General features: G+C 73.1%; 10 protein-coding genes. 9 read left to right on the top strand and 1 reads right to left on the bottom strand.

Features of this window, described 5'->3' with window-relative positions:
- Positions 1-181 precede the first annotated feature (181 nt).
- From ACZ58N_RS15590 to ACZ58N_RS15555, 8 genes are all read left to right on the top strand, one after another.
- Positions 182-1,462 (top strand): chloride channel protein, encoded by a 1,281-nt coding sequence (locus tag ACZ58N_RS15590; RefSeq protein ID WP_471159350.1) that lies wholly within the window; start codon positions 182-184, stop codon positions 1,460-1,462.
- Positions 1,463-1,547: 85 nt separating this feature from the next.
- Positions 1,548-2,855 carry an ion channel protein gene (locus tag ACZ58N_RS15585; RefSeq protein WP_471159348.1) on the top strand — a complete coding sequence of 436 codons (1,308 nt, stop codon included), beginning with the start codon at positions 1,548-1,550 and terminating at the stop codon, positions 2,853-2,855.
- A 248-nt stretch (positions 2,856-3,103) separates the two neighbouring features.
- Positions 3,104-4,588, top strand: coding sequence for an aldehyde dehydrogenase family protein (locus ACZ58N_RS15580; RefSeq protein WP_471159346.1), 1,485 nt, complete (start codon positions 3,104-3,106; stop codon positions 4,586-4,588).
- Between the two features lie 16 nt (positions 4,589-4,604).
- On the top strand, positions 4,605-6,182 hold the full coding sequence (locus ACZ58N_RS15575; RefSeq protein ID WP_471159344.1) for a GMC family oxidoreductase: 1,578 nt from the start codon (positions 4,605-4,607) through the stop codon (positions 6,180-6,182).
- A gap of 38 nt (positions 6,183-6,220) precedes the next feature.
- Positions 6,221-7,330: a quaternary amine ABC transporter ATP-binding protein gene (locus ACZ58N_RS15570; protein ID WP_471160109.1), complete on the top strand. Its 1,110-nt coding sequence runs from the start codon at positions 6,221-6,223 to the stop codon at positions 7,328-7,330.
- A 52-nt stretch (positions 7,331-7,382) separates the two neighbouring features.
- On the top strand, positions 7,383-9,437 hold the full coding sequence (locus tag ACZ58N_RS15565) for an ABC transporter permease subunit (protein ID WP_471159342.1): 2,055 nt from the start codon (positions 7,383-7,385) through the stop codon (positions 9,435-9,437).
- Position 9,438: 1 nt separating this feature from the next.
- Complete coding sequence (locus ACZ58N_RS15560) at positions 9,439-10,440, top strand: ABC transporter substrate-binding protein (RefSeq protein WP_471159340.1); 1,002 nt, start codon at positions 9,439-9,441, stop codon at positions 10,438-10,440.
- Positions 10,441-10,583: 143 nt separating this feature from the next.
- Positions 10,584-10,739 (top strand): DUF6131 family protein, encoded by a 156-nt coding sequence (locus ACZ58N_RS15555; RefSeq protein WP_471160106.1) that lies wholly within the window; start codon positions 10,584-10,586, stop codon positions 10,737-10,739.
- 93 nt (positions 10,740-10,832) lie between these two features.
- Here ACZ58N_RS15555 and ACZ58N_RS15550 read toward each other — a convergent pair whose 3' ends face one another.
- On the bottom strand, positions 10,833-11,312 hold the full coding sequence (locus ACZ58N_RS15550) for a peroxiredoxin (protein ID WP_471159338.1): 480 nt from the start codon (positions 11,310-11,312) through the stop codon (positions 10,833-10,835).
- Between the two features lie 292 nt (positions 11,313-11,604).
- Between ACZ58N_RS15550 and ACZ58N_RS15545 the strand changes: the two genes are divergently transcribed.
- Positions 11,605-12,075, top strand: coding sequence for a Dps family protein (locus tag ACZ58N_RS15545; protein WP_471159336.1), 471 nt, complete (start codon positions 11,605-11,607; stop codon positions 12,073-12,075).
- Positions 12,076-12,079 lie beyond the last annotated feature (4 nt).

Here is a 12,079-nt window from a genome sequence, read left to right as displayed (position 1 = left end):
CCTGACCTATCACGCTTCTCGGTGAGAACCGGGCTCATCCCCACCACCGGCGGGCACGCCGCCCGACGGTTGGCCCAGTCGGGGGCGGTTTCGGCGCGGCCGTCGCGATGTCCGGGGCGGTGCGACGGACGCGGTTCACTCTCGGACGGGACGTGAACCACGGCTGGGCGGAGGTCCACGCATGCCCGGTGCTCCGCGCGGCGGACCGACCCTCTACCTGGTGGGGGCCCTCGCCGGGTGCGTCGTCGGACTGGTCGGCGGGAGCTTCCGCTGGTGCCTGGAGCGGGCCGACGAGCTGCGCGGCTCGCTGCTGGACGCCTCGCAGCAGCTCGGCGTCGCCCGACCGCTGGTGCCGGTCGCCCTCGCGGCGGTGGGCGCCGCCGTCGCCTGCGCGATCGCCCGGCGGGTTCCGGCCGCCGCCGGGAGCGGCATCCAGGACGTCGAGGCCGTGTGGCGCGGGGAACGGGAGCCGCCCCGCCTGCTGCCGCTCCTGCCGGCCAAGTTCGTGGGCGGCGTGATCGCCATGGGCTCGGGCCTCCTCCTCGGCAGGGAGGGGCCGACGGTGCACATGGGGGCCGCGATCGGCACCGAGGCGGGGCGCCGTGCGCGGATGAGCGGGCGGGACGTCACCCTGCTGCACACCTCACTGGCCGGGGCCGGGCTCGCGGTGGCGTTCACCGCCCCGCTCGGCGGAGTGGTGTTCGTCCTGGAGGAGGTGACGAGGAAGGTCGGGGCCCGCCTGGTCCTGCTCACCCTCATCGGTACCGCCACCGCCGTCGGCTGCGCGCAACTGATGCTGGGCGACCGGCCCGTCTTCGCGATGCCCGACCCGGCGGCGCCTCCCTTGGGGCTGCTGCCGGTCTTCCTGCTGCTGGGCGCGGCCACCGGCGTGCTGGGGGTCGGGTACAGCCGACTGGTGGTCGGCGCCCTGTCCTTCTGCGACGGCGTCACCCGGATCGGGCCCGTGGCACGGGCTGCCGTCATCGGGGCCGTCGTGGGCCTGCTGCTGGGTGTCGACCCGTCGCTCGGCGGCGGCGGGGAGCAGCTCAGCGGGCTGCTGGTGAACGGCGAGGTGCCGGTGGTCACCGTGCTGGCGGGGTACCTGGTGGTGCGCTTCGTGGCCGGGCCGCTCAGCTACGCGGCCGGCGCGCCGGGTGGCCTGTTCGCCCCGCTGCTGGCGCTCGGCGCCCTGTGGGGAGCCCTCGTACAGGGTCTCGCGGCTCCCGTGCTGCCGGGCGGGACGGGAGCGGCGGCGTTCGCGGCCGTCGGGATGGCGGCGCTGTTCGCCGCGGTGGTGCGCGCGCCCCTGACCGGTGTGGTGCTCGTGGTCGAGATGACGGGGGCGACCTCGCTGCTCGTTCCGCTGCTCGCGGCGTGTTTCGCCGCGACGCTGGCCGCCGACCGGTTGGGGAGCGCACCGGTCTACGACACCCTGCGGCTGCGCATGACGCGGTCCTCCTGACGCCGCTGCGGCCGTCCCGGGACGGAACCCACCACAGGGATCCGATGTGACAGGTTTCGAGGCAATTGCCCGTTACGTTGATCCGGTGACCGCCCCCGCACCGTCCGCCGCTCCCCCGCCGACCTCCCCCGCCCGGGCCCTGCTCCCGCTGGTCCTGCCCGCCCTCGTGGTCGGCGTGGGCTCCAGCCTGCTGCTGACCGGCGTGAGCGAGCTGGCCGACCTGCTGAAGAACGTCCTGTGGGAGACCCTCCCGGACGCGATCGGGGTGGGCCGCTGGTCCATCGGGTGGATGCTGGCCGTCCTGACGGCGACCGGCCTGGCGGTCGGGCTCGTCGTGTGGAAGTTCCCCGGCCACGCGGGGCCGGATCCGGCGACCACCGGGTTGGTCGATCCCCCGCTGCCGCCCGCGGTGATCCCCGGCCTGCTGCTGGCGACCGCGCTGGCGCTGGCCGGCGGGGTCAGCCTCGGCCCGGAGAACCCGATCACCGCGGCCAACATCGCCCTCGCCTTCTGGCTGGGCCGCAAGTACATGCCGGCGGGCACCCCGCAGCTGTGGGTGGGGCTGGGCGCCGCGGGAACGGTCGGAGCGCTGTTCGGAACCCCGGTGGCGGCCGTACTGGTCCTCACGGAGTCGATGGTGTCGGGGCCGCGGCAACCGCCGGCGGTGCCGGGCGGGAAGCCGCCCACGTTGTGGGACCAGCTCTTCGCCCCGCTGATCGCCGCCGGCGCGGGTGCGCTGACCAGCAGATTGACCGAGGCTCCCGTCTTCGGGCTGCCCTTGCCGCCGTTCAACAGTCCGGGCTGGGAGGACCTCCTCGGGGCGCTGCTGATCTCCTCGGTCGCCGCCGTCATCGCGATGGCGGCCGTCTACGCGTTCCCGTACGTCCACCGCGTCTTCCACCTGCTGCCGCACCCCGTGCTCTCGCTCACCCTGGGCGGCGTGGCGCTGGGCCTGCTCGCGGCGATCGGAGGGCGGCTGACCCTGTTCAAGGGGCTGGAGGAGATGGGCGAGCTGGCCGCCGACCCGGCCGCGTACTCCGTCGGTGCGCTGATCCTGATGACCGTGGTGAAGCTGGCGGCCGTCCTGGTGGCCAGCGGGTCGGGCTTCCGCGGCGGCCGGATCTTCCCGTCCGTCTTCACGGGGGCGGCGCTCGGATTCGCGGTCACCGGCCTCGTCCCGTCGGTACAGCCGGCGGTAGCGGTGACCTGCGCGGTGCTCGGCGTACTGCTGGCCGTCACCCGGCAGGGCTGGGTGAGCCTGTTCACCGCCGCGATCCTGGCCCCGGACCCGGGACTGCTGCCGCTCCTGTGCGTGGCACTGCTGCCCGCATGGCTGCTGGTCAGCGGGCGCCCGCAGATGCAGCTCACGGAGGCAGGCGCACCGCTGCGCTGACCCGGCGCGCCTCCGCCCCGGCCGGGACCGCCGCCCGCCGCTCCGTCCCGGACCGCGCCCGGCCGCCGCACATCCGGCTGCCACCGCCGGCACCCGCCCCACCCCGACCCGCCCCACCGATCGCCGAGAGTGACACCCGTCACTTCGAGTGACGGTTGGGACATGACCGGCGGTGCTCGGGGCAAGCGAGGTACTTGCCAGCTCACCGCGGGTCCGCCGCGGTGGCACAAGCGGAGGTACAGCGCGTCGTGTCGGAGCGAAAGACCATCTACACAGCCGGGACATGGCGGTCCGCGGCCTCGGGAGCGACCAGGGAGATTCTGGATCCGGCGGACGGATCCGTACTCGCCGTCGTGGCCGAGGGCGGAGCCGCCGATGTCGACTCCGCGGTGAGCGCGGCCCGCGACGCCTTCGACCTGGGCCCGTGGCGCACCGTGCCGGCCCGCGAGCGGGCGGCGCTGCTGCACCGCACGGCGGACCTGCTGCTGCGCGACCGCGACCGCATCGGTCTCATGGAGAGCCTCGACGCGGGCAAGACCCTCGAAGAGGGCCGCGCGGACGTGGACTGCGTCATCGACGCGTTCCGCTACTTCGCCGGCCTCGTCGCCGGGGAGGACGCGGGCCGGGTCGTGGACGCCGGTGACCCCGACATCCACAGCGTCGTCGTCCATGAGCCGGTCGGGGTCTGCGCCCTGATCACTCCGTGGAACTACCCGCTCCTCCAGGCGAGTTGGAAGATAGCCCCGGCGCTGGCCGCGGGCAACAGCTTCGTCATCAAGCCGAGCGAGATCACCCCGCTGACCACGGTGGCCCTGATGGAGCTCCTCGCGGAGGCCGGACTTCCCGACGGGGTGGCCAACCTGGTCACCGGGGCGGGCGACCCGGTGGGCGCGCGCATGTCCGCCCATCCCGACGTCGACCTGGTGTCGTTCACCGGCGGTCTCGTCAGCGGTACGAAGGTCATGCGCGCGGCGGCCGAAACGGTCAAGAAGGTCGCCCTCGAACTCGGCGGCAAGAACCCCAACGTCGTCTTCGCCGACGCCTGCGCCACCGACGAGGGCTTCGACACCGCCGTCGACCAGGCCCTGAACGCCGCGTTCATCCACAGCGGCCAGGTCTGCTCGGCCGGCTCGCGCCTCATCGTCGAGGAGTCGGTGCACGAGCGCTTCGTCGCCGAGCTCGCCCGCCGCGCGGATCGCATCCGCATCGGCCGCGGCACCGACCCGGACATCGAGTGCGGCCCCCTCGTCTCGGCCACGCAGCGGGAGCGCACCGAGTCCCACGTCGCGGACGCGCTCGCCGAGGGCGCCGTGCTGCGCGCCGGCGGCGCACGCCCCGACGGCCCCGGCTTCTTCTACCGGCCCACCGTCCTCGACCGATGCCACCGCCGGATGCGGGTCGTGCGCGAGGAGGTGTTCGGCCCGGTGCTGACCGTGGAGACGTTCCGGAGCGAGGAGGAGGCCGTCGCCCTCGCCAACGACACCGAGTACGGGCTCGCCGGCGGCGTCTGGACGTCCGACGCGGGCCGCGCCCGCCGGGTCGCCGGCCGCATGCGGCACGGCACCGTCTGGATCAACGACTTCCACCCGTACCTCCCGCAGGCCGAATGGGGCGGCTTCGGGAAGTCCGGCACCGGGCGCGAGCTCGGACCGTCCGGCCTGGCCGAGTACCGCGAGTCCAAGCACGTGTACCAGAACCTCGCCCCGCGCCCCGTGCGCTGGTTCGCGGGTTGAGGAGGCAGGAGAAGCCATGAGCACCACCACCCCCCACCATCAGGATCGGCCGGCGTCCGACGGCGCCCCGACCGTGACGGAGTACGACTACGTCATCGTCGGCGGCGGCACCGCCGGTTCCGTGATCGCCTCCCGGCTGACCGAGGACCCGGACGTCACCGTCGCCGTCATCGAGGGCGGGCCGAGCGACGTCGACCGCCCCGACGTGCTCACGCTGCGCCGCTGGATGGGCCTGCTCGGCGGCGAGCTCGACTACGACTACCCCACCACCGAGCAGCCGCGCGGCAACTCGCACATCCGGCACAGCCGGGCCCGCGTCCTCGGCGGCTGTTCCTCGCACAACACCCTCATCGCCTTCAAGCCGCTCCCGTCCGACTGGGACGAGTGGTCCGAGGCGGGCGCGGAGGGCTGGCACGCCGCTGCCATGGACCCGTACTTCGACCGGCTCCTCAACAACGTCGTGCCGGTCGCCGAGGCGGACCGCAACGCCATCGCCCGCGACTTCGTGGACGCGGCCCAGGAGGCCCTGGGCGTGCCGGTCGTCGAGGGGTTCAACCGCAAGCCGTTCCACGAGGGCGCCGGGTTCTTCGACCTCGCCTACCACCCGGAGACCAACAAGCGGTCCTCGGCCTCGGTGGCGTACCTCCACCCGGTCATGGACGAGCGGCCCAACCTGCGCATCCTGCTGGAGACCTGGGCGTACCGCCTGGAGCTGGACGGGACGCGGGTGCGCGGCGTCCACGTCCGTTCGGCGGACGGCGGGCGGTCGCTGGTGACCGCCCGGCGCGAGGTGGTCGTCTGCGCGGGCGCCGTCGACACGCCCCGGCTGCTGCTGCACTCGGGCATAGGCCCCCGCGAGGACCTCCAGGCCCTCGGGATCCCCCCGGTCCACGACCTGCCCGGCGTCGGCGAGAACCTCCTCGACCACCCGGAGTCGGTGATCGTGTGGGAGACGGACGGTCCGATACCCGAGAACTCCGCGATGGACAGCGACGCGGGTCTGTTCGTGAGACGCGACCCCGACTCCCCCGGTCCCGACCTGATGTTCCACTTCTACCAGGTCCCGTTCACCGACAACCCGGAGCGGCTGGGCTACGAACGCCCCGCGCACGGCGTCTCGTTGACGCCCAACATCCCCAAGCCCCGCAGCCGCGGCCGTCTCTACCTGACGAGCGCGGACCCCGAGGTCAAGCCGGCCCTCGACTTCCGCTACTTCACGGACGAGGACGACTACGACGGCCGGACCCTGGTGGACGGCATCAAGCTGGCCCGCCGGATCGCCGCGACCGAGCCGCTGGCCGGCTGGCTGCGCCGCGAGGTGTGCCCGGGACCGGAGATCACCGACGACGAGGCGCTGAGCGCCTACGCCCGCTCGGTCGCGCACACCGTCTACCACCCGGCCGGCACCTGCCGGATGGGCGCCGCGGACGACGAGGAGGCGGTGGTGGGGCCGGACCTGAAGGTCCGGGGCCTCGACGGCATCCGCATCGCCGACGCCTCCGTCTTTCCGACGATGCCCGCGGTCAACCCGATGATCGGAGTACTCATGGTCGGCGAAAAAGCTGCCGAGCTGCTGGGCGGTGAGGTCCTGTGACCACCACCGGCCCCGGCAGTACCAACGGTTCCGGCATCATCGCCGGTTCCGACATCGCCGCCCCGCCCGGCGCCGCGACCGCGCCCGAGGGCGCCGGCGCTCCCGTGTTCGGCGTACGGGGATTGTGGAAGGTGTTCGGGCCCGACCGGAAGGCGGCCCGGGTCCCCGGCTCCGAGGACGCCGCGCTGTCCCCCGCGGAACTGCGCGAGCGGACCGGCTGCACCGCCGCCGTCCGCGACGTCACCTTCGACGTCCGCAAGGGCGAGGTGTTCGTCGTCATGGGCCTGTCCGGCTCGGGCAAGTCCACTCTCGTACGCTGTCTGACCCGGCTGATCGAGCCCACGGCGGGATCGCTCTCCATCGACGGCGAGGACGTACTCGCCATGGACACGGGCCGGTTGCGCGAACTGCGCCGTCACCGGGCCGCCATGGTCTTCCAGCACTTCGGGCTGCTGCCCCACCGCACCGTCCTCGACAACGTCGCCTACGGCCTGGAGATCCAGGGCATGAGCCGCGCGGAGCGGCGTACCCGGGCGGCCGAGATGGTGGCCAAGGTCGGGCTCGAAGGCCTGGAGTCCCGCCGACCCGGCCAGTTGTCCGGAGGTCAGCAGCAGCGCGTCGGTCTCGCCCGCGCGTTGGCCGCCGACCCCGAGGTGCTCCTCTTCGACGAACCGTTCAGCGCACTCGACCCGCTGATCCGGCGCGAGATGCAGGAGGAGGTGGCCCGGCTCCACCACGAGGAGGGCCGCACCATGGTCTTCATCACCCACGACCTGGCGGAGGCGCTGCGCCTGGGCGACCGGATCGCGCTGATGCGCGACGGCCGGATCGTGCAGCTCGGCACGCCGGAGGAGATCGTGGGATCGCCCGCCGACGACTACGTACGGGACTTCGTCCGCGACGTGCCGCGCGAGCAGGTGCTCACCGTGCGCGGTGCGATGCGCCCCGCCGCGCCCGGCGAGGACGCCCAGGGGGTCGCGCTGGCTCCCACGACCACGGTCGCCGAGGCCATCGAGGCCGTCGCCCGCAGCGGCGCACCGGCGCGGGTCGTCGACCGGGGCCGGTGCCTGGGAGTCGTCGACGACGCCGCACTGCTCGCGGTGGTGGCCGGCCTGCCGGCCCCGGCCGGACGGGGGGTGGCGGCATGACGCGCCGACCCCGTCGCACCGACACGGACACCGACACCGGGAGGTGGTGCGGATGACCACGACGACCAGACCCGTACGTGAACCCGGCCGCCGGGACCGCGCCGCCGGTCCGGGGAAGCCGGACGGGAACCGGGGCCCCGCCCGACCCGGCTCCGCCGTCTTCCCCGGCAGCCGCCTCAGGGCGATGCTCCACCACCGCGCCGGCCGCAGGGTCCTGCCCCTCGCAGTCGCCGCGCTGGTGCTGATCCCCCTCGCCATGGCCTTCCCCGGCTCCGGCAGCTGGCCCGCGGCGCTGTCCGTGGACCTTTCCGGGCCGCTGGGCCGGGCCGGCGACTGGATCGTCGACCACCGCGACGGCCACCCGCTCTTCCTCTACTTCTTCGGACACATCAGCAACGCCGTCGTCATCTCCGTGCGCGCGGTGTACGTCGTCCTGCTCGCCGCGGGCTGGACCGGCGTCACCGCGCTGGCCGGACTCGTCGCCCTGCGGCTGGCGGGCGTACGGCTCGCCCTGACCTGTGTGGCGGCCTTCGCCGCCTGCGGGCTCCTGGGCATGTGGGTACCGACGATGCAGACCCTCGCGCTGATGGTCGTCGCCGTGTCGGTGTCCGTGGTCGTCGGCGCCGTGCTCGGCCTCGCCGCCGGGCTGTCCTCGCGCGCCGACCGACTGCTGCGGCCGGTCCTGGACACCATGCAGGTGCTGCCCGCCTTCGCGTACCTGCTGCCGATGGTGCTGGTCTTCGGCATCGGCGTGCCCGCCGCGGTCCTGGCGACCGTCGTGTACGCGGCCCCGCCGATGGCCCGGCTCACCGCCCTGGGCCTGCGCGGGGCGGACGCCGGGGTGCTGGAGGCCTCGACCTCGCTCGGCGCGACCGGACGCCAGCGGCTGCTGACCGCGCGGCTCCCACTCGCCCGCGGACAGCTCCTGCTCGGCGTCAACCAGGCCATCATGATGGCCCTTTCGATGGCCGTCATCGCCTCGGTGATCGGTGCGGGCGGTCTCGGTGACCGCGTCTACCAGGCGCTCGCCTCGGTCGACGTCGGCGCCGCGCTCGCCGCCGGCATCCCCATCGTGCTGCTCGCCGTGGTCCTCGACCGCACCGCCGACGCGGCGGGCCGCCGCCTGGGCGGCACTCCGGTCCCCCCGGAGGACCAGCCCCTGCTGCGCAGGGTGTTCGCGGGCTGGTACGGACGCCTGCTCACCGTGCTCACCGCCGTCGCCGCCGCCGTGGTGGGTCACATGGCGGGAACGACGCTGTGGCCCGGGTCCTGGACCGTGCCGATCGCGGAGCCCGTCAACCGCGCGGTCGCCTGGATGACCGACCACCTCTACTCCGGGGTGCCCGTGGTCGGCGGCACCGCCGACTGGGCGGCCCGCTTCACCGGCTGGATCCTCGACCCGCTGCGCGGTGGCCTGCAGGCCGCCCCCTGGTGGGCGCTGCTGCTGCTGACCGGGGCGATCGGTGTCCTCGTCGGCACTTGGCGGACCGCGCTGACCGCGGTCCTCGCGCTCGCCGCGATCGGTGTCCTCGGGGTGTGGGAGCCCTCCCTCGACACCCTGTCCCAGGTGCTGGCGGCCGTCGCCGTCACCCTCGTGCTCGGTTTCGCGATCGCCATCGGCGCCGCCCGCAGTGCTCGTGCGCAGCGGCTGCTGCGGCCGGTGCTCGACGTCTGCCAGACCATGCCGCAGTTCGTCTACCTGATCCCGGTCGTCGCGCTGTTCGGCGTCGGTCGGGCGCCGGCCGCGGCCGCCGCCGTCGTGTACGCGCTGCCCGCCGTCGTCCGCATCACCACCCAGGGTCTGGTCGACGTGAACCCCGCCGCCGTGGAGTCCGCCCGCTCGCTGGGCGCGACCGGTTCGCAGCAGTTGTGGCAGGTCCGGCTGCCGTTGGCCCGGCCCGCGTTGCTGCTGGCGGTCAACCAGGCGGTGGTCCTCGTACTCGCCGTGGTCATCATCGGTGGCCTGGTGGGTGGTGGCGCGCTCGGCTACGACGTCGTCCTCGGCCTCGCCCAGGGCGACCTGGCGACCGGTCTGGTCGCCGGCGCGGCGATCGTCTGCCTCGGTCTGATGCTCGACCGCGTCACCCAGCCCGCGAAGGAGGCCTGACATGAACGAGATCGACCACACGGGCCGCTCCGGCCTCCGGGGCCGCCGCGGCCGCCGGGCCGCCGCCGCGTTCGCCGCGGGAACGGCCCTCGCCGTGCTCACCGGCTGCGGCGCGGCCGACATGACCCGTCAGGCCTCCCCCTACGCGGCCGCCCAGGGCGCCAGGACGGTCACCCTGTCCGTGCAGTCGTGGGTCGGGGCGCAGGCGAACACCGCCGTCGCCTCGTACCTGCTCGAACACGAGCTGGGCTACCGCGTGGACACCGTCCAGGTCGACGAGGTCCCGGCGTGGGACGCGCTCAGCCAGGGCCGGGTCGACGCGATCCTGGAGGACTGGGGCCACCCCGAGCAGGAGAAGCGGTACGTCGAGGACAAGAAGACCATCACCCCGGGCGGTGACCTCGGCGTCACCGGCCACATCGGCTGGTTCGTGCCGACGTACTTCGCCGAGGAACATCCGGACGTCACCGACTGGAAGAACCTCGACAAGTACGCCGACCAGCTCCGGACGCCCGAGAGCCGTGGCAAGGGGCAGCTGATGGACGGCTCGCCCTCGTACGTCACGAACGACAAGGCGTTGGTGAAGAACCTCGGGCTGGACTTCGAGGTGGTCTTCGCCGGCTCCGAGGCCGCTCAGATCACCCAGATCAAGCAGTTCGCGAAGGAGCGCAAGCCCTTCCTCACCTACTGGTACAAGCCGCAGTGGCTGTTCGAGCGGGTCCCGATGACGGAGGTGAAACTGCCCGAGTACAAGGAGGGCTGCGACGCCGACCCGGAGAAGGTCGCCTGCGCCTACCCGCACACCCCGCTGCAGAAGTACCTGAACACGCGGTTCGCGGAGCGGGGCGGCGAGGCCGCCTCGTTCCTGAAGAAGTTCCGCTGGTCGGTCGAGGAGCAGAACGAGGTGTCGCTGATGATCGCCGAGGAGAAGATGGCTCCGGCCGAGGCGGCGAAGAAGTGGGTGGAGCGCAACGAGGACACCTGGCGGGCGTGGGTGAACTGAGGGGAACGAGCCGGACGGGGGACGCCCGGATCCGGGGGTGTGCGGGGCCCGATAGCGGGTAGGCGCAGCACGTGATCACCTCCGTGACCGCTCCGGACGTGCCCACCACCCGGATGAAGCATCAAGAGAAATCGGAGGGCAACATGATCGTCATCGGCCTCATTCTGCTCATCATCGGCTTCGTCACCGGCATCAGCATCCTGTGGACCATCGGCGTGATCCTCCTCGTCGTCGGCGCGATCCTGTGGATCATCGGCTCCCTCGGCCACGCCGTCGGTGGACGCAAGCACTACTGGTAGGGACCGGGGCATCGGTCACGACTAGTCCTCCGTAGGTGTGCGGCGGCCCGCGCCGGGTGCGGGCCGCCGCACACCTGTGCCCGCCTCCTCGGGCTAGCCGATGCCGGCGAGCTGCCGGGCGAGGACGTCGGGAGCCGGGAAGGTCGCCCCCACCGCGCCGACGCGCTTCCAGTGGAGACGGCCGTCGGGGGCGACGATGAACACCGATCGGCGCAGTCCGATCAGCGGGGCGTCGATGCCGAAGGCGCGGGCCACGGTGCGCCCCTCGTCCGCGAGCAGGGGAATGCGCAGGTCGCGCTCGCGGGCGAAGCTCTCGTGGCTGTCGACTCCCTGGGGGCTGATGCCCCAGACCGTCGCTCCGGACTTCCGGAGCTCGTCGAGGCCGTCGGAGTAGGAACACAGCTGTCTCGTGCAGACGGGGGTGTTGTCGCCGGGGTAGAAGGCGAGGACCACGGGCTTGCCGCGCTGGTCGGCCAGTGCGTAGTCGGAGCGTTCGAACCGGTCCTGGAGCAGGACCCCTCCGGGCAGGGAGAAGTCGCCCACGATGTCCCCCACTGCGGGAGTACGGCCCATGGTGGTGGTTCCTTCCGTAGTCGGTGAGTCGGTGAGTCGGTGACGCCTCGCGCCGGTCGGTGACACGGCGCGTCGGCAGTCATTGTGCGCCCCGTCCCGACCGTTCGGTACGGCGCCCCGGGCGTGCGGGGAGCCGGGGGTGCGTCGGGGCGCGTCGACTGGCCGGTTCTTGACTGTTTCCTCCCGACTGGGGCGGGTAGGCGAGGTTTCGACCGAGACACCGTGTTCGTCGACTCCGCCGCCCCGATCGGGCGGACGCACCGTCGGCGACATCGCGAAGTGGAGATTCCCAGTGGCCATCGTGAAGAGCTCCCTCAAGGACGCCGACCTGAAGATCGTGGGCGACGCCCTGCAAGGCGCCCTGGTGGACCTCGTCGACCTCTCCCTCGTCGCCAAGCAGGTGCACTGGAACGTCGTGGGCCCGCGGTTCCGTTCGGTCCACCTCCAGCTCGACGAGGTCGTCACCTCCGCCCGCACCCACTCCGACGTCGTCGCCGAGCGCGCCTCCGCCCTCGGGGTCTCCCCCGACGGCCGGGCCGCGACGGTGGCGTCGACCAGCGCGATCGCCGGGGTGAAGGAGGGCTGGGTGAAGGACGTCGACGCCGTGAAGGTCCTCGTGGACGGTCTGGGCGCGGTCATCACCCGCATGCGCGAGCGCATCAAGGCGACGGGCGACGCCGACCCGGTCACCGAGGACATCCTGATCGGCCTGACGGGCGACCTCGAAAAGCACCACTGGATGTTCCAGGCCGAGAGCGCCTGAGCAG

This window comes from Streptomyces sp. NPDC040432 (genome assembly GCF_055595445.1).
Note: the sequence above shows the minus strand (reverse complement) of the source record. Positions and strands in the feature narration are given on the sequence as shown.